General features: G+C 42.8%; 18 protein-coding genes and 1 pseudogene. 8 read left to right on the top strand and 11 right to left on the bottom strand.

What is annotated here, in order from left to right; all coding sequences use genetic code 11:
* Positions 1 to 1390 (bottom strand): acetate--CoA ligase family protein (locus tag RH89_RS17370; RefSeq protein ID WP_004404879.1); only part of this gene is annotated, 1390 nt, incomplete at its 3' end.
* Positions 1391 to 1667: 277 nt separating this feature from the next.
* On the opposite strand from RH89_RS17370, the gene RH89_RS17365 reads away from it, so the two are divergent.
* Both RH89_RS17365 and RH89_RS17360 read left to right on the top strand, forming a co-directional pair.
* The gene (locus RH89_RS17365; protein ID WP_022561434.1) at positions 1668 to 2270 is read left to right on the top strand and encodes an SPOR domain-containing protein; all 603 of its coding nucleotides are present in this window, start codon (positions 1668 to 1670) and stop codon (positions 2268 to 2270) included.
* A 187-nt stretch (positions 2271 to 2457) separates the two neighbouring features.
* Complete coding sequence (locus tag RH89_RS17360) at positions 2458 to 3465, top strand: D-alanine--D-alanine ligase (RefSeq protein ID WP_004404872.1); 1008 nt, start codon at positions 2458 to 2460, stop codon at positions 3463 to 3465.
* Here the strand turns inward: RH89_RS17360 and RH89_RS17355 are convergent.
* Positions 3449 to 4129 (bottom strand): tyrosine-type recombinase/integrase, encoded by a 681-nt coding sequence (locus RH89_RS17355; RefSeq protein WP_004404869.1) that lies wholly within the window; start codon positions 4127 to 4129, stop codon positions 3449 to 3451. The genes RH89_RS17360 and RH89_RS17355 overlap by 17 nt on opposite strands.
* 376 nt (positions 4130 to 4505) lie before the next feature.
* Here RH89_RS17355 and RH89_RS17350 point away from each other — a divergent pair, with 376 nt between their 5' ends.
* The 3 genes from RH89_RS17350 to RH89_RS17340 all read left to right on the top strand — a co-directional run bounded on the left by RH89_RS17350 (position 4506) and on the right by RH89_RS17340 (position 6352).
* Positions 4506 to 4856: a DUF3319 domain-containing protein gene (locus tag RH89_RS17350; RefSeq protein ID WP_004404859.1), complete on the top strand. Its 351-nt coding sequence runs from the start codon at positions 4506 to 4508 to the stop codon at positions 4854 to 4856.
* Between the two features lie 34 nt (positions 4857 to 4890).
* Positions 4891 to 5202 (top strand): stress response translation initiation inhibitor YciH, encoded by a 312-nt coding sequence (gene yciH / locus RH89_RS17345; protein WP_004404856.1) that lies wholly within the window; start codon positions 4891 to 4893, stop codon positions 5200 to 5202.
* A 562-nt stretch (positions 5203 to 5764) separates the two neighbouring features.
* Positions 5765 to 6352, top strand: coding sequence for a hypothetical protein (locus RH89_RS17340; protein WP_004404855.1), 588 nt, complete (start codon positions 5765 to 5767; stop codon positions 6350 to 6352).
* Between the two features lie 438 nt (positions 6353 to 6790).
* Here the strand turns inward: RH89_RS17340 and RH89_RS29295 are convergent, their stop codons facing one another.
* From RH89_RS29295 to RH89_RS17300, 9 genes are all read right to left on the bottom strand, one after another.
* Positions 6791 to 6934 carry a YoaH family protein gene (locus RH89_RS29295; protein ID WP_004404854.1) on the bottom strand — a complete coding sequence of 48 codons (144 nt, stop codon included), beginning with the start codon at positions 6932 to 6934 and terminating at the stop codon, positions 6791 to 6793.
* 39 nt (positions 6935 to 6973) lie between these two features.
* Positions 6974 to 8125 carry a conjugal transfer protein TraF gene (locus RH89_RS17335; protein ID WP_004404853.1) on the bottom strand — a complete coding sequence of 384 codons (1152 nt, stop codon included), beginning with the start codon at positions 8123 to 8125 and terminating at the stop codon, positions 6974 to 6976.
* 63 nt (positions 8126 to 8188) lie between these two features.
* Positions 8189 to 9058 (bottom strand): DUF2861 family protein, encoded by an 870-nt coding sequence (locus tag RH89_RS17330; RefSeq protein WP_004404850.1) that lies wholly within the window; start codon positions 9056 to 9058, stop codon positions 8189 to 8191.
* A complete protein-coding gene (vxrB, locus tag RH89_RS17325) occupies positions 9058 to 9717 on the bottom strand; it encodes a response regulator transcription factor VxrB (protein ID WP_004404848.1) in 660 nt (219 codons plus the stop codon). The genes RH89_RS17330 and vxrB overlap by 1 nt, the downstream gene beginning before the upstream one ends.
* Positions 9692 to 11137: a sensor histidine kinase VxrA gene (vxrA, locus tag RH89_RS17320; protein WP_050811557.1), complete on the bottom strand. Its 1446-nt coding sequence runs from the start codon at positions 11135 to 11137 to the stop codon at positions 9692 to 9694. Before vxrA ends, vxrB begins: the two co-directional genes overlap by 26 nt.
* A gap of 221 nt (positions 11138 to 11358) precedes the next feature.
* The gene (pntB, locus tag RH89_RS17315; RefSeq protein WP_004404845.1) at positions 11359 to 12753 is read right to left on the bottom strand and encodes a Re/Si-specific NAD(P)(+) transhydrogenase subunit beta; all 1395 of its coding nucleotides are present in this window, start codon (positions 12751 to 12753) and stop codon (positions 11359 to 11361) included.
* An 11-nt stretch (positions 12754 to 12764) separates the two neighbouring features.
* Positions 12765 to 14318 carry a Re/Si-specific NAD(P)(+) transhydrogenase subunit alpha gene (pntA, locus tag RH89_RS17310; RefSeq protein ID WP_004404841.1) on the bottom strand — a complete coding sequence of 518 codons (1554 nt, stop codon included), beginning with the start codon at positions 14316 to 14318 and terminating at the stop codon, positions 12765 to 12767.
* Positions 14319 to 14608: 290 nt separating this feature from the next.
* A complete protein-coding gene (locus tag RH89_RS17305; RefSeq protein ID WP_004404839.1) occupies positions 14609 to 14890 on the bottom strand; it encodes an HlyU family transcriptional regulator in 282 nt (93 codons plus the stop codon).
* A gap of 10 nt (positions 14891 to 14900) precedes the next feature.
* Positions 14901 to 15269 (bottom strand): late competence development ComFB family protein, encoded by a 369-nt coding sequence (locus RH89_RS17300; RefSeq protein ID WP_004404837.1) that lies wholly within the window; start codon positions 15267 to 15269, stop codon positions 14901 to 14903.
* A 256-nt stretch (positions 15270 to 15525) separates the two neighbouring features.
* Between RH89_RS17300 and RH89_RS17295 the strand changes: the two are divergent.
* The 3 genes and pseudogenes from RH89_RS17295 (at position 15526) to RH89_RS17285 (ending at position 18737) form a co-directional block, all read left to right on the top strand.
* Positions 15526 to 16762 (top strand): annotated as a pseudogene (locus RH89_RS17295) (GGDEF domain-containing protein).
* Between the two features lie 179 nt (positions 16763 to 16941).
* Entirely contained in the window at positions 16942 to 17154 is a 213-nt protein-coding gene (locus RH89_RS17290; protein WP_004404830.1) for a cold-shock protein, read from the top strand.
* Between the two features lie 134 nt (positions 17155 to 17288).
* Entirely contained in the window at positions 17289 to 18737 is a 1449-nt protein-coding gene (locus RH89_RS17285; protein ID WP_004404824.1) for a protein adenylyltransferase SelO, read from the top strand.
* The last annotated feature ends 11 nt before the right edge of the window (positions 18738 to 18748 follow it).

Below are 18748 nucleotides of genomic sequence, written 5' to 3'. Positions count from 1 at the left end.
CTGGGGTTTCCATCAACTGTTTTTGGTTTCTACGGTATTCCACCAAATGCATGAATGCAGTGACGGCGCTTTCAGGTGTTCTGTAGGTTGGAATACCTGAAAGGGTAAACAGCTTTCTGGCTTCTTTTGTACTCTGCTCACCACACCAGTTGGTAAGAATATTGAATCGCTTATAATTGGGATGCGATTTGACGCAATCAATGATCGCTTTTGCTGTATCGGTTGAATGAGCGACAGCAGACGGACTGTGCATAATAAGCAGAGCATCAAACTCGTCGCCGTCCATCAGAGTATTGATGGTATCGATATATCTCTGGCTATTGGCGTCACCGATCATGTCTATGGGGTTACACCCCGACCAGCTTGAAGGCAAGTGACTGTTTAACTTTTCAGTGGTCTCCTGACTCAGTTCTGCAAGTTTGCCTCCTTTGTCCATCAGTGTGTCAATCGCCATGATGGCAGGACCGCCACCATTGGTAACTATCGCAAGACGTTCCCCTCTAAGCGGGACAGAGTGAGTCAAGGTTTCTACGGCGGCAAACAATTCATGAGTGTTTTTTACCCGTAGCATACCGGAACGTTGAATCGCGGCATCATAGATCACATCAAGGCTTGGGACGCTTCCGGTATGAAGGGTTGCCGCTTTTTGGCCAGCGATAGAACGACCGCCTTTTAAGACCAGAATCCGACGGTTTCGACTAGCCGCACGAGCAGCTGACATGAAGCGTCTCGCGTCTTTTATGCTGTCTACGTAGAGCAATATGGCTTCGGTTTTACTGTCTGTACATAAGGTATCCAGCAGTTCATCGAAATCGACATCCGCTCCGTTCCCTATAGAAATAAAAGCTGAAAAACCAATCTGCTTGTCGTTCGCCCAGTCGAGTATTGTTGTACACACCGCCGCCGATTGCGAAATGAACGCGATTTTTCCGGGCAGCGCGGTTACTGGTGAGAAAGAAGCGTTAAAGTTATGCCAGGGTAATATCAGACCAAGGCTGTTAGGACCTAGAATTCTTACGTTAAATCGTTTAGCAATCTCAAGACACCTCGATTCATAAGAGATGCCTTCGGCGTCTTTTCCATACATATCGGAGGAAAGAATAACGACTGCGCCCACACCTTTTCTTGCAATTTGCTCAAACAATTCGACATTACGATCAGCATGAGTACAGAGAATGGCAAGGTCGGGTACGATGGGTAAAGACTCAACATTCGGATAAGCAAGTACACCACAAACCGATTTATACTTGGGCGTAACTGGCATGATTGCGCCCTGAAAACCGCTTTGGAGAAGGTTCTTCATAACGATTTCACCAGCTCGGTATGGCTTTTGCGAAGCGCCAATTACGGCGACAGACGTCGGTTTTAGCAGCTTATCCAGTCGGTTCATTCACACCTCAAATACGTTTAAGCGGTTGATTAGACTCACCGCATAGTAAAGCATCCATGTTTATTATCGCTGATCTGAATACAGCGGATGTGATCTGTCACAGCAATTGGTGTTGTCGGTTCCACAATACTCGCAAAAAGTTTCAACACTTTGGTTTGACACGTGAATTATGTGGGAATCGTCACGAGATAGTTTACAATTAATCTAGAGCTGCACTTGATTCTCTTTGAATCAATGTGCATGATTTGGAAAGAATTAATTAGCGTAATAATGACCCATGAAAAAGATATCAATTATCAGTCTCTCTATGCTGCTAGCAGCTTGTGCATCGGACACGTATGAAAAAGAAGTGACATCTGAATCCTACAAAGAGGATTACAAGGTAGACTCAATACAAGCTCCGATTACTCAGCAAGCACAGATAAAAGAAGAAACGGTGAAGGAAATCATGCCTATGGCAGAAAAGCCTGATACCGCTATGGTGGCTGCTGCACCAATGCAAGAAGAGAAAAAAGTGGTGAAACTTGCGCCAAAACCTCAAGTTCAAAAGAAAAAGATCAAGATTCTTCCGCCAACAGACAATCAACTAAAATCGAATCCTCGTTACGGCTATACGATCCAAGTAATAGCATTGGACCGTGAAAGTAAACTTGAGCACTTCGCAAAACGCCTGCCTGTAGGTCAGCCAATCTGGGGTAACTACAAGCAAGTGAAAGGCACTAACTGGTACACAATTCTTTATGGTGACTACGCAACGTCAGCGGAAGCTAAAGCTGCCATCGCTTCACTGCCAGAAGAATTCCAAAAGCTTAAACCTTTCCCGAAAAGTATTGATGCGATTAAAAACTCTGAATATCCGGTAATGGATAAGCTAAATTAACAAAGAAGGGCGTTAGCCCTTTTTTGTTGCTCATCACTTAGAATTTAACGTTTAATATTTGCTCAATGTCGCGGGCTATTGCGCTAGCAATAACCGTTTAGCCGAGATTTGACTCAAAAATTACTGATAATTAATAGTCAAACTATTAGAATATTGGCATGCAGTTTTTCATGGAAAGAACCCATCAATGACTAGAAAAAACATCCTTTTGCTATGCGGCGGGGGCTCAAACGAACATGAAGTCTCGTTAGTTTCCGCAAACTATGTTCAGCAACAACTTCAGTTAGATCCAAGCTTCAATGTCATTCGAGTTGAAATGACTAAAGATGAGTGGCGACTAAGCTCTGGAGAAAAAACTGAGCTAGACATTTCGCATTCAAATCTTAAAGGTGAATCTCACGAAATTCATATCGACTATATCGTTCCTTGCCTGCATGGTTTTCCGGGCGAAACTGGGGATGTTCAGTCTATCTTTGAGCTGGCAAAAATTCCATATCTTGGATGCGGACCAGAAGCAAGCATCAACAGCTTCAATAAAATTACCTCTAAGTTATGGTATGACGCATTAGGCATTCCAAACACGCCATACGTTTTTCTATCTTCAAACAATGAAGATGCTCATGAAAAGGCAAGAACAGCATTTGAAGAGTGGGGAGTCTTATTTGTAAAGGCTGCGCGTCAAGGGTCTTCAGTCGGATGTTACAAGGTCACGGAATCGAAAGAAATAAGTGAAACAGTAAACAAAGCGTTCACTTTCTCGGATCAGGTATTAATCGAAAAAGCCGTGAAACCAAGAGAGTTGGAAGTTGCAGCGTTTGAACATAACGGCGAACTGATCATCTCAAAGCCTGGGGAAGTCATCGCTCCAGAGAATGGGTACTACACATACGAAGAAAAGTATGGAGCAGACAGCCATTCACTCACGGTAGTTGAAGCAGAAAGGCTGACTGACGCACAGATCGAAGAAATTCAGTCACATTCCAGAAAAGTCTTTCTTCAAATGGGTTTGAAAGATCTCTCCAGAATTGATTTCTTCCTAACTGAAGATAATGAAATCTACCTAAACGAGGTGAACACCTTCCCGGGTATGACGCCAATCTCCATGTTCCCTAAAATGGTTGAACATCATGGCGTCAGCTTCAAGGACTTCTTGAGTAACGCTATAAACAATGCTTTATCTAATCCCACGGCTTGATCGAGATAAATTTTAATTTTTCAGCACTGGATTTGCCCGTTCTTCCAAGGTATTGAGCGGGCATAACCGGGCTCAACCAACGCCCGAAATCTTGAATATCTTTAAGTCGATATCCTTGAAAAGCCAGTTCCTGCACCGCACCAACTCGACTAGATTGCCCCGATAGCCTCTGATCTTCCGACAAACAAAGTAAATCACTTGCCCTACGAAACACGCGATAGATTGAAGAATCATCAAGCCTGGAGTCATAAAGGTTTTCGTGTTTATCGATACGACAAAAAGGGATGTCCGTCGTATTGTGGCTCAACCAACGTTTCAGTGTTGTCGAAGCTTGAGAACTCAATTCATACACTTTGTCTTGCACCTGTATATGAGCAAGACTATTAGCGTAAGAAATGTCTTCAAAACTGAGTTGCCTTAGCTCTGAACGCTTCAAAGCACATTCAAACATCACGTGATAAATCGCCAAGTCACGCATATCTTTAAGCAGAATTGAGGGGGAAAGCAGTGTGTGCAGTTTGTCTAGATACGCCTTGGTAAAGGCACTTGCACTTTTAACGTCTTCACTTTTGGATGCACGAAGCTCATTCAACAGAAACTTTATCTGGCGATGGTTTGCTGGGTCTTTCAAGTCGTGAATTTTGTGTATGGTTCCAATCGTCAACGCGAATCTTTTTATGGATGGAAATTTTTTCTTTTTACTCTCAGTACTAAGAAACAACCTGGTGGCGGTGACAGAAGCGGGTAGGGGAGAAACATGTCTATCTTGGCAAAACGCTACGAACAAATTCCAATCGTTAAGCATGGATTTCAACGAGTTAACCGAGTAACACCCTTGAGTCAAGCTGTCTAGCATATCTAAGTTAACTGCATCGGAAAATTGCCTTATGCTTGCAGTCTTAATTTCTAGATTTGTGATCGGAGTGATGTTTTTTCTCAATTTAACGCACCATAACCATGCATTTGTTAAGTAATTCTACTTGCGAATCCAAGGATTACAATTATTATTAATAGAAACAAAGAACTAAGAGTTCACTATTATGGCAAATAGCATGCATCGCGGATTTACTTTGCAGTCATCTAATGGACAAGTCTGGCAAGTAAAGATTAAAAACAGAGTACTTTCTGGAAGCTTAGCATCTGTGAAAAAGAGCATTGACTGGTGGTGTGAAACTGCGTCACTGATTGATCCGAAGGAATTTGCTTCTCTTGAAGCGAAAGCCGTGGCAGCTGGAACTGAAGAGAACTATAACGGTTTTCAATTAAAAAACGATACTGGTGCACCTAACGCATGGTATTGTTTTTTCAATGGTCGCCTGATCAAAGGTGGTAAGCTGGCTATTCAGAAACACATTGATGCGCACTTGGCTGCCGCCGCCAAAAAAGGCTAAAATGCTCAACACTATTTGAAATCGAGAAATTGAAATGTCTCTTGTATATTCAACAGAAGTTGGAAGAATTAAAGCCGAAGAAGCCAAGCCAGAACGAGAAAAAGGAGACGGCATTGTTCGTATTCAACGCCAAACAAAAGGCAGAAAAGGCAAAGGCGTTTGCATCGTAACAGGATTAGACCTTGACGATGCACCTTTAAAACTATTAGCAGCAGAACTGAAAAAGGTTTGCGGATGCGGTGGCTCAGTAAAAGATGGCAACATCGAGATCCAGGGTGACAACCGCGATAAGATAAAAGCGCACCTTGAGAAAAAAGGACACACCGTTAAGTTAGCCGGCGGTTGATAGAATTCAGAAGAAGTTAGAGCCAAGCAAAGCGCTTGGCTTTTTTGTGCCTGACAAACAGTCAATAGTATGGACTCACAGCTAATAGTCATTGCTTAATCTCTGATTAAAGAAATGACTATTAGCTATTTTATGGTAAATAGGATTATGGTTAAATTGCATGGCTTTTGAAGGGAAAGGGAGAGCTTAATGCATCAGAATCGACGTAGACTGACATCTTATTTAACATAAGATAGATAATACGCACCAAAGGTATTGTAAAAGGGAGCTCTACCACATAGAACTTATGACCAATCTCGTAATGGCTGTTCCCTTGGATTTCATTCTAATATCGAACTCTTAAAAGAATACATGATTTAAGTATGCATGCTGTCCGCAAATAATTTTACTGACAAGAAAATAATTACTAGGACATATTTAAAGCACTTGGAATTCACGCCGTGAATTATTCGCACCAACATCACAGTTCACAGTTGAAATACCTATACATTTTTTATGGCGAATCGCATACTATTGAACGAATATCCACTTTTATACAGAAGCAATTTTTCACGAGAATTATATGGAATACCGCTGGGTTTTGGCTGCCGGCATTTTAGCTTTGCAAGGCTGTGCTACAACGATCTCGGAGAAAGTTAATAGCTTAAATTTAGATAGCTATACCTCCGAAACACTTCAAGAAAGTATTGAATACTATCCCCACTCATGGATGACACAAAGATATAACGCCTATTTAGAAAAACCTGGTAATAAAGCGTTTGCTGTTTACTGGAAAGGAAAAAGAGCGATGTCCTTTGGTTTTGCGACCGACAAAATAAGTCTGGAAGCGGCAAAGAAAGAAGCTTTATTTTTATGCAGCGCTCGTGCGACTAACCCTGAGGGATGTAAAGTCGTCGCTTATGAGGAAACTCAGGTTACTGTCGATACAAACGGTTATCCGAAAGAAGTTTCAAGCATGCAGGATATTGATGTATTTGAACGCTTTAGTCAGGCAACTACTCATTCAGCAATTGCTGGCAACAAATTAGGTTTGCTTGGCTATTCTTCAGATGAAAGCTCTAAGGTTGATGCAGAGGAAGCAGCAATAAGGCTATGCCTAACGAAAACCCATTACACCTTACCTAACTGCAAAATTATCGCCTCAAAATAGTCATTACACTCCGACTTAACTATTTCATTTAGAGACCCGCATTAAGCGGGTCTTTTTTGGTCCTACCAAAATCAAAAAAACATAAAAACCGATAATATCCTGTGGATAACTAACGCATTGCTTCTCTACGGTCTTAGTAAGTGCTTACTACTCGAACTTGGTCAGAATATCCACCTGTTTTATAAACTATTGTTTTTAAATGCAATTGAACCAAATGCAGCACTAATCGCTACGCCGGAATCCGTTGTTTTACTTAAAAGCTCAGGGTGTCACATATCTCCCCTGTCACTTTCATTGGCTTTAAAATACCGCTTGAAAAAACTAAAGGATTCTTAGTAAGGGAAATGTTGGCGCGAAAAAGCCAACTGGTAGAAGGAAAGGTAAGTTTGGTCGGGCGGAATTTACAGGTGCATGAAAACAAAAAAGCTAGGGTCTCCCCTAGCCTTTCTTTTCATTTCTAATTTCGTCGGCAATGATTTTAATTGCCTCTGCAGTACTCACACCCTGCTCCATCAATTTTTGAATGCGCTCTACCGCTTCTTGCTGTTCTTCATGTGTGAGATTAGGTAAATCTTGAAACATTTCTACCTCCGTTAAAGGAGGCAAAATTTACAGGATATTTTAATAGTTGCCAAGAAAATTAACGTATACACCCATAGAGTTTGCGTTGGTATAGCTCGCGCCTATGTCCATAGTAATAATACCCAGTGGAGATAATCCTATACCCGCTGTAAACGTACCTTCATCGTTTTCTTTGGCTAAGTTGGTGTAATATCCGCCTCGCAATTGTAGCTGCCTCATTAGATCAACTTCCAACCCTGCTCGAAGCATTTGGGAATCGTCGCCGGACATTCCCTGGAATTTCTTACGAGTAACCAGATCATAATCAACACTGAACGTATAATAGTCACCAACTAAACCAGCACCAACGGTGTAATTTGGTCGAAGTTCATAGGTGTCGCCAATTTGTACATTGCGTCCACCTGCGCTAACTGTTTCCTGCGCGGTTTCGATATCTCTAGTCATAATGTTCATGGCTGAAGCGCCTACGCGAAAAGGACCGTAAAACCAAACTGCCCCCAAATCCAGGTTGAATGCGGTCTCGCCTGATGTGGAATCTGTGATTCGACCAAACCCAAAGTTAGAAAACGATGCATGGCTTGCAACGGTATAAACACGCTGAATTTTTGGCGAGGCACCTATCGATATATGCTGACCGAATAGCGTGTAATATTTTGCGAAAGTAATTCCAAGCTCGGTAACACCTATCCCCATCACTTTAATCAGAGATTGGTCGAGTTTGTCTATATCCGGCACTGAGCTAGGTGCCATATCCGCTGTAATGTATGACTCTGTGTAGACCTTGCCAAAAACATTCATCGATACAAACTGATTGGGGATAGCGAAGGCACCGACTACACCAATATCAAGTGCAATCTCGTCCCCGACAAGGTCATCGTAAACGGATAAGATCTGAGCAGGGTCATTGCCATCAATTGCATCAGCGGCATTTTTAATATCGGCTAGCATCTTGCCGTTGTCGACATAGCTGACACCGACGCCTGGAATGATCATCCCTGCATTGTCATCACGACGATATAAAGCAGCAAGTGAAGGGTTATAAAATGGTGCTGACAGGAAATCAGCCGATACAACACCCACTCCTCCCATCGCGTCCCCTCGACCATCAACAGAGTAATTAGCCGCAGAAACTGATGAAGTAGCCAGAGCTAACGCAACCGCAGTGGATATAGATAAACTGATTTTTTTCATAATCAAACCGTAACTTTGTCCTTTTAATCATTATCGGCTTAAATTATCAGATCTTTAGAATTTTTAATCCACCGAAATGTCGTAGGTTTTACTAATTACTTGTTGATCTTCAATAGAAACTGCACCTTGCCAGCGTCTATGAGTTATTGAAACCGCCAAAACATATCTATCGGGGTCTAAGTCTCTTAACGGAATGGAATTTGGGTAATCGCTTTCATAGTCTTGAGTCCAAACTTTTTGATATTTGCCATCAAGGTAATCAAACAAAGAAATGTTCAAAACAGGGAGAGGGCAATGTTTGTTCAGGAGACTCGTTTTCTCCACCTTCCAGTTGTCTTTTGACTGCCAGCGTACAACTTGCTTCGCTTGGGGTTCAGCCATAACAGCCCACGTGACCCAAGCCTCTTCGTTGACAGGCTTAATTTTCAACAGATACAAACCACTCGTAAGGCGAGTATTTAAGCTGTATCTTTTCTGATAGATACTTTGCTCGGATGTTTCTGAACTCAACTTCTCAAATGTGGACTCATTTGAAATGTTTTGTTCTCCCCATCGATCTAATTCAATGGACTCAACGTCTTTGTTGCTTAGTACATCAATGATCACACTTGAGTTGTTTCTGCCGGGAGACTGGATCATTTGTCTTCGAATGACCACTTCATCTAACCAATCAGGAAGCCCTTCACTATTTAGCGACCGCCCACAGTCTTTTTCAATCGACTTTAGAAACAGTTGATCAAGATGATCGGAAACGTACTTGGAAGGATTTTGCTGCCAGACTTCCACGATCGCATCAAAGGTGCCTTCGAGATCATCCTCCAGCAACTTTTGATGCGCACTCGTTAAAGAAGTCTGCTGCTCAAACCACTGATTGGTGGCATTTCCAGTCAGTGGCACTAGACAAACCAAGCTAGCAATTAGGTGTTTTACCATTAGCTTTTCATCTTATATCCAACACCGCGGAGGGTTTCAATGTCGATGCCAGGTAGCTTTTGTCGTAACTGAAGAACATGCGTATCGACTGTTCGTGTAGTTGGAAAATGGTTATATCCCCATACATGATCAAGTAACTCGTCTCGTGTAAATACGCGTCCTAAGTTGGTAGCCAAAAACAGAAGAAGATCGAACTCTGTGCGGGTAAGAGTAACCGACTCGTCTTTGTAGATAACATCTCGGGTATTTCTATCGATGATCAGGTTGTCAGTGGTTACGCGCGCTTCGTCTAGCTCTTCACCATCCGGAGCTCTCATTTGAGCCCTAATTCGAGCGAACAATTCCGCTTCTGCAAATGGCTTGGTTAAGTAGTCATTTGCACCCGCATCTAAACCGTTCACTTTATCTTTAACGGAAACCAAAGCAGTAAGCAGTATGACCGGCACCTGTTTTATCTTTTTCCACTCAGGTAAATGACCAACAGAATCACCATCTGGTAACTGTCTGTCCAGAATTACGAGATCAGCTTTGTCCCACAATGGGCTAACTTCCGCGATAGTTTCTGCATGGTGACATTCATATCCTGCTTGCTCCAGGCTAACAAGCAATCCGTCCGCTAAGTTTTTATCATCTTCAACCAGAAGCAGTGTCTGTTTCACAGGGTATCTCCAATTTAAATGTTGTAGGTGGGCCTTGCAGAGACATCTTGCCTCCCATTCGCTCAACCATTGATTCGACAATGGTCAAACCCAGCCCTAATCCACTCTTACTCACAAAAGGCTTTCTGAGTGTTTTCCAATCTTTCTTGGTCAAGTTACCTTGGTCGGTAACACTAAAAATGACGCAATTCTTTTTGGTATCGACCTTAAGTGAAACCGGGGCGACACCGTATTTGATCGCATTATTGACTAAATTATCTAGACACGTGCCCAACCAATAAATATTAACTTTGATTGCGCTGTCCCTATCGAGTTCAATTTCAATTGGCTGTTCGAGATCTTCGAACCTAAAATCTAACCATTCTTTGACAGAAGGTAGCCATTCCGTAGAAAGCTGTTGGGTATCAGACTGAAGATAGTCTTTGCTTGCTTCTGCCAATTGACGCAACCTTCGGGAATCTTCACACAAACGTCTAAACTCGTCGTATACAGATTCCGGAAGATTCTCAAACTCCCTTCTGAAACCTTCAACTGTCAAAGACAAGCTGGCAATAGGTGTTCTTAATTCATGGGTTAAGATCTGAAGAACCAACATACGGCTTTTCATCTCTTTCCGTTTACTATTCCATCGAGTGACTGCCCAACCTAAAATCAATGCTACATTGAAAACAGCCAGTCCAATCATGACGTGAAGCAACAAATCGGAATGATTTTCTACTTCCCAACAAATGTTCCCACTTTTGACAAAGCAGTTACCTTTTCCGTTGTAGAGCGATGCCTGGATTTGAAGCTCTTTGAGAAGAGGGTTCCAAATACTTTCCTGATACAGTAGATACTCATCCCCTTGCCTTAACCAAAGTTCATTTTCACTGATCAGCATCTCTGAGCCAGATAGCAGAGCCTTCATCGCGATGTAATCCATTCTCTGAAGGCGACCTAGTAAGCTATTTGGACTGGCTTCAGGTCTTTCCTCAATGTGCATGTAGTCTTCAAGTTCATCATACATTGCAGGATATGTTACAGCGTAACGTGCAGCATAAGTACCACCACCTGGGTGAATCAACCCAGAACGCGCAAACCACTTGATAGGAAGTCTCGTGCCTTTACATATTGCACGTGTGAATACCAGTGGTTCAGTGATCAGAGGGCTTAAAGGCAATTTCCCCTTACAGGATTCAGACAGTTTGTATAAGCGTTGAATATCGCGAAGAGGATAGCTGGCTGTTTGAGGAAGCATTGACTCTGGTGTCAACAGTTTGTTTGGGAAATCCGATTGGATTACTCGCATGTCATAGGAATCTATTGCTTTGGAAGTGTCAAATTGGCTTTTGAACTCCTCGATTCTTTCCGGCAAGCTTTGTGCGTAAGCGCCCGAAGAAACAAGGCAGCTTAAAGACAAATAAACAAGGTTCCTTAGCAAAGCGGGTTCGATCTCTATGGCATTTGTAAATGGAGAGTCAATATAACACTAATAACTTTGCGATTATAACTGCGGCTCGGCGTTATTAACCAATACCTGACATTTGCTGTGTTTATGGTCACCCTTCTTACATTCATCTAACATTGTGACGGCGTCACCTATTTCAATAAGAAAAAAGGGAACCCGATGGTTCCCTTCTATTAATAGAGGTTTTCAGCGATTTATAGGTGTGCTGAAATCTGTAAACAAGATTCCTTAGCATCTCCGAACAGCATCTGTGTGTTCTCTTTAAAGAACAACGGATTCTGAACGCCTGCATAGCCTGTATTCATCGAACGTTTGAAGACAACAACATTCTGAGCATTCCAGACCTCAAGGACAGGCATACCTGCAATCGGGCTGTTTGGATCTTCTTGCGCTGCTGGGTTAACAGTGTCATTAGCGCCGATAACCAAAACTGTATCAGTTTCGGAGAAGTCGTCGTTAATTTCATCCATTTCTAGAACGATGTCATATGGCACTTTCGCCTCTGCCAGCAAAACGTTCATGTGACCAGGTAAACGCCCAGCTACTGGGTGGATACCAAATCGCACTTCGACACCATGTGAACGAAGCTTTTCAGTAATCTCATATACAGGATACTGCGCTTGAGCTACTGCCATACCGTATCCAGGAGTGATGATTACTGACTTAGAGTTTTTCAGCATTTCAGCTACTTCTTCCGCTGATGCCTCTCTGTGCTCGCCCTGTTCTTCGTCGCCACTAGAAACAGAAACTTCTTGACCAAATCCACCAGCAATGACACTGATGAAGGAGCGATTCATCGCTTTACACATGATGTAAGAAAGAATCGCACCTGAAGAACCAACCAAAGCACCAGTTACAATCAGAAGATCGTTGGCTAACATAAATCCTGCAGCAGCTGCAGCCCAACCTGAGTAAGAGTTAAGCATGGACACCACTACTGGCATGTCTGCACCACCAATCGATGCGACTAAGTGGTAACCGAAAACAAAAGCAATCAGCGTCATGACGATCAACGCAAACATGCTTCCGTCTGCCTGAACGAAGTGAATCATCAGATAAGCAGAAACCACGATAGCAGCAAGGTTCATTTTATGCTTGTGTGGAAGGTTTAAAGCGGCAGAGTTGATCACACCTCGTAGCTTACCAAACGCTACAACAGAACCGGTAAATGTCACCGCACCAATAAACACACCTAGAAAGACTTCAACTAAATGGATAACGTGTTTAGCGTGTGCATCAACATCTGTTACTGCTATCGCCGGTGGATCGATGTAGCTGTTGTAGCCAACGAGTACTGCAGCCATACCTACAAAGCTGTGTAGGATCGCCACCAGTTCCGGCATTTCAGTCATTTCAACTTTTTTAGCGTAGTGGATACCAATTGCACCACCAATGATCATCGCTAGAATGATCCATACAACACCTGAAGTGTCAGGGCCAAATATTGTTGCGATAAGAGCAATTGCCATACCGGCAATGCCATAGTAATTCCCTGCTTTTGCAGATTCTTGCTTAGAAAGCCCCGCCAGACTCATGATAAAGAGAACAGCGGCAACAATGTAAGCGGCTTGTACTAATCCTGCAGACATTTCTTTCTCCTTTAATCTTTACGGAACATTTCAAGCATGCGTTTGGTCACGGTAAAGCCACCAAATATGTTAATGCTTGCAATCAATACGGCAATAAACGACAGGAAGGTGACGACACCGCTACCCTGACCTATCTGCAACAGAGCACCAACAACAATGATCCCTGAAATCGCATTTGTTACCGACATTAAAGGAGTATGGAGTGAATGAGATACGTTCCAAACCACGTAATAACCCACCACACACGCTAAGACGAATACTGTAAAGTGAGCGAGGAAATCAGCAGGTGCGACAGATGCAACCCAACCGAAAGCAAGGACACCTGCACCCATGGCGACAAGCTTCTTGAAAGGTGAACTCGGTTCTTCGACTTTTTCAACCGCTTGTGGCTGAGGCTTAGGTTTTGCCTCTGGTTGAGCAGAAACCTGAATCGGTGGAGCTGGCCAGGTAATTTCACCCTCTTTAATTACGGTTACACCACGCAATACAACATCTTCAAAATCGATATCGATATTGCCGTCTTTTTCTTTACACAGAAGTTTGAGAAGGTTAACCAGATTGGTTCCGTAAAGTTGAGAAGACTGGGTAGGAAGGCGTCCAACCATATCGGTATAACCGACAACTTTCACACCATTTTCAGTGGTAATTACTTGGTCCGCAACCGTATATTCACAGTTACCACCGTTAGCCGCAGCCAAATCAACAATCACGCTACCCGCCTTCATACTGTCTACCATTTCTTTGGTAATCAGTTTTGGAGCAGGTCGACCAGGAATTAATGCGGTAGTTACAATGATATCGACGTCTTTAGCCTGTTCAGCATAAAGCTCTGCCGCTTTCTTGTTGAACTCATCAGACATTTCTTTAGCGTAACCGTCGCCGGAACCAGAATTTTCTTTGAAGTCTACTTCGAGGAATTCTGCACCCATAGACTGGACTTGCTCTTTTACTTCTGGACGAACATCAAACGCTCTTACGATTGCGCCAAGGCTTCCCGCTGCACCGATAGCAGCCAAGCCCGCAACGCCAGCCCCAGCAACAAGTACTTTAGCTGGTGGTACTTTACCTGCCGCAGTAATTTGTCCAGTAAAGAAACGGCCAAATTCATGAGCAGCTTCTACCACTGCACGGTAGCCTGCAATATTTGCCATCGAACTTAAAGCATCTAATGCCTGAGCTCTGGAAATACGAGGAACTGCATCCATTGCCATCACGTTAATTTTTTTGGAGGACAACTTCTCCATCAACGCTTCATTTTGAGCAGGCCAAATAAAGCTTATTAAACTCGCGCCTTCCTTGATCAAATCAAACTCATCGGTCCCTGTACTTGGGTCGATGTCAGGAGCATTCACTTTAAGAATCAAGTCACTTGACCATACTTCTTCTTTAGTGACTACTTTTGCTCCGGCAGCTTCGAAGGCAGCATCATCAAAACTCGCCAGTACCCCAGCCTGGCTCTCAACTGAGACATCAAATCCCAGTTTTAATAACTGCTCAACCGTTTTCGGCGTTGCAGCCACCCGCGTTTCACCCGCGAGTGTTTCTTTAGGCACACCAATTTGCATAGCTATTCCCTACTAAATGCACAATTAATATTCATTTTTTATCTAACGACAGAGCTAAGTTCAAGTAAAGTGAAAGAAAAATACAGTTTTTCATTACATATAACCCTATGGAATGAGATTTTCCTGCCATTAGTTTGTTAAAAAACAACGCAATTCAATTTGTTTAAGACGCTCGTCACTCAAAAAGTTTTGAAAAATTCAAAAACAAATAAAAGAGCCATTAAGCATACTGCTTAATGGCTCGCAAAAAGGTGACTAAAATCAATTCGATGTGCTGCAAAAAAACTATTTTAGTTGAAAATGCTGTCGCCCATTTGGTCAATAAACATCTGAGCTTTCTTTAGCATGAACTCATTTGCATCCTGTTCACTGGCTAAAACATCTGATCGTATGAAGGTGTGTGATTTCACTTCTCCAGATTCAAACTCCTTGGTGATTCGACCTGCGATTCGGTATTGACCACCTTCTGCTTTAGGCTCCTGATAAATCAGGTAACCCTTGTATTCCACTGGCTCAGCTTCCTGAACAACTTGCTCTTTCGAACCACCAAATAAACGAGAGAAGAGTCCCACTACTTACTCCTTAATCATCTTTCTTTTTAAGAATAGGTACTTCGTACCACTCTAATTCATCGTCATCGTGGCGTCTAGGTTTGGTAAAGACAACCGGAACGTTGTCTTCGGTTCGCCTTCTGCGATCGTCTTTGATCATGCTTTCAGAGGCTTGAAGCGCGTCGTTCACCTGTTTTCTCAGAACAACCAGCCGCTCTTCGGGCAGGGCTGAAAGAAAATCAATGTCGTGTCTTATGTAGATGGGACGGAGTTGGTTAAGCGCAATACAAGCCAAATCCGCTAGCTGTTCACTGTCGTATGCGTCTGCGTAATCAGGATCACCCAGTCGATTTCCCACTAACGTTTCCATATAGTTATGCACATCAACGCTTATTTTCATCTATGTACTTCCCTATCCTTCATTGACAATATTCCCAGTAATCACAATAAGTTACTCAAGTAAAAAGAAATTGTGGCTTACTGACATCCAGAATTATTCACTTTGTATCATAAAAATTGAGGCAAATGCGCGCTAATACGCTATTTTTCATAATAAGTTTAGCAAAACGCTTGGAAATTATGGGAATAAAAGTATCCTATTCCTTTAAGCTGATCCGGCTGTATGTGGCTGCTGTCGACGGATTTTTTGAACAATAATGACTATCCCTGCAATTAATGCAAATCTGGTTCGATTTCTCTTTCCTCTATTCCTGGTAACAGGCGTTTTGTATGGTATCGACTACCTCACTCCTTTAGTCAGCCAGAATCAGGGCGCAATCGGTTTTCTCCCTTATGTGCTGTTTTCTATCGCTTTAGTGCTGTGCCATAGCTTCAATCAAGGGCGTATGGGCATGATAGCGGTCGCCATGATGCTTGCCTATCTTGTCATCCAGGAAAGATTACAAGTTCCACTAAATACTGGAACAACGAAACTGGAATTCTCAATCTTGGCATTTCTAATGCCCGTTTCTTGTATGACAGTCTATCTGTTTCCAAATAAACGTTTTTTTTCAAATACCGGGCTTGCCTATCTCGCACTGCTTGGTCTTTTTATTGGCTGGGCTTTTCTTACCGTTGAGCACTTTTCAGTAAACGGTATGGAAGAACTGTGGGATGGCATTCTTTTCAGCCTCCCCCAAGTATCCAAGCTGCCTTTTTTGGCTGTGCTCTATAGCGTGATTTTCGTGGGAGTCTCTGCCATCATGGTGTTAACACGCCGTGAAGCATTGGACTATGCCGTATACAACTGCCTTCTTTTGTCCACCGTTACCTTTGGCTTTTTCCAGATATCTTTTATCTCTGCTGTGTTCTTTTCACTTGCCGGAGTCCTTTTGATCTACAACATCATGTCGACAAGTCATTCACTGGCTTTCATTGACCAGCTTACTGAAATTCCGAGTCGACGTGCGTTAGAAAATGAAATGGGACATCTGGGTCGGAGCTATTCAATCGCTATGCTGGATGTGGATCATTTTAAAAAGTTTAATGACACTCACGGACATGATACTGGCGATGACGTTTTACGACTGGTTGCGAAGCAATTGAAAAAAGTCGAAGGTAAAGCGAAAGTTTATCGTTATGGTGGTGAAGAGTTTACGGTGCTGTTTAAAGGAAAATCAGCAGAAGAAACCATGCAATTCTTAGAAGACCTGAGAGAAAGCGTTGCCGATTACGATATGATTGTGCGTAACCGCTCAGACAGACCAAAAGACGACAAACTTGGCTCAAAAAAGCGCGGTTCCACCAGTTCAGAGAAAACCGTAAACGTCACGATCAGCATTGGAGTTGCAGACAACTCTGAAATCAAGCACCCGAAGAAAGTAACTGAAAGCGGCAGACGAAGCCTTGTATAAGGCGAAGAAAAAGGGTCGTAACTGCGTAGTTTGTAGTTAACTCTTTTGATATCTCTCTTTTTTTTCGTCACATTCTATAACATTCTTACCACTAACATGGTCTAAGATCACACCTTTAAATTGTTCATTCATTATTCACTAGCCTCTATTCCGACTTTATTGTAAGTTCGATTTTGCAGCTAACAATCTGCATCAATTTGTATATAGAAGAGTTTAATTATGAGTCAAAAAGTCAATGGCACGGTAAAGTGGTTTAACCAAGATAAAGGTTTCGGATTCATCACTCCTGAAGCGGGTGGTAAAGACGTATTTGTTCATTTTTCTGCTATTCAGGGTACGGGACGTCGTAATCTGGAAGACGGGCAGAAAGTATCGTTTGTTGTGACAGACGGACAAAAAGGACCTCAAGCCGAAGACGTCAGTGCCATCTGATTATTATTAGCTTGCTGCTAGTTAGAAGAGCCACCTTATTGAGGTGGCTTTTTCATATCCACAATATATCTGCGTTTTTCACTTGCTGCCCCTATGCTACGATGACAACATCAGACTTTGCATGAGACCGCAGTATGCACACCTATAAAGGCGCTAAGCTCTCACACCCATACACCCATTTGCCCTCTCACTTTTTTTCTAAGGTAACACCGACCCCTCTTGAAAACGTTCGGTGGGTTGATTGGAACGAAAAGCTGGCTGTAGAACTAGGACTACCTGAATCACCAGATGGCGAGCTGCTGGATCTGCTCTCAGGTAATTCTGTGTTAGACGCTTTCCCGCCTTTAGCGATGAAATACGTCGGTCACCAGTTCGGTGCATATAACCCTGATCTTGGTGACGGGCGCGGACTGCTCCTCTTTCAAGTTGATACTGATGACAAAAGCTATGATATTCACATAAAAGGCGCGGGTCTGACTCCATACTCACGGCAAGGTGACGGACGAGCCGTTCTTCGTTCCAGCATTCGTGAATATCTCATGTCAGAAGCCCTGCACGGGCTTGCAATTCCGAGTACTCGAGCACTGGCCTTACTGACAAGCGATACACCGGTTTACAGAGAAGAAATCGAAACTGGTGCAATATGCGTGCGTGTTGCAACTACCCACATCCGGTTCGGTCATTTTGAATATCTGTACTACACCAATCAAATTGAAGACTTAAAGCAATTTTCAGATTTCGTTATTGACCATCATTTTCCCAACATTACGGACGAACCCAACCCATATTTGGCAATGTTTCAGGAAGTCGTCTCCAGGACTGCATCTATGATTGCAAAATGGCAGTCTATTGGTTTCGCGCATGGGGTTATGAATACGGACAACATGTCTATATTAGGGGAAACTTTTGATTTTGGCCCTTTTGGGATGATGGAAAATTTCGATCCGAGTTTCATTTGCAACCATTCTGACTATCAGGGTCGCTATGCTTTTGACAATCAACCGTCTATTGGTCTTTGGAACCTCACTGCATTAGCACAGGCACTTTCACCGCTTATCGCTAAAGAAGATCTTCAGAAAACGCTGGATACGTACTACACCACTCTAACTAAGGAATACAGCGTTTTAATGAGGAATAAACTTGGTTTACTGGAATCAAAACCAGAAGATACTGAACTCTTCAATCGTCTTTTCGCTTTAATGAAAGAAAACCAAGCGGATTACACAAATACCTTCAGGGCTCTGTCAAACGCAGATAAGGTGGGTAAAAGCGCATTCTTGGCAGAGCTTAAAAATAGTGATTCCGCTCTAGACTGGTTTAGCTCGTACCAAGAACGGCTTGAAAGCGAGGAAAGTAATGAAAAGTTACGATGTAACCAAATGCGAACTCACAACCCTAAGTACATCTTAAGAAATTACATGGCTCAAACGGCTATTGAACGTGCTCAGGAAGGTGATTTTTCAGAAATGAAACGATTGAAGAAGCTACTAGACTTCCCATTTGATGAGGATTCCGGAACTGAGGAAGATACTAAGCCCGCTCCAGAATGGGCACAAGGGCTAGCGCTGAGCTGTTCTTCCTAACTCATTAGGAT

Origin of the sequence: Vibrio nigripulchritudo ATCC 27043, assembly GCF_000222685.1 — a bacterium.
Taxonomy (GTDB): Bacteria; Pseudomonadota; Gammaproteobacteria; order Enterobacterales; family Vibrionaceae; genus Vibrio; species Vibrio nigripulchritudo.
The sequence above is the reverse complement of the archived record's forward strand: the minus strand, read 5'-3'. Positions and strand labels throughout refer to the sequence as shown.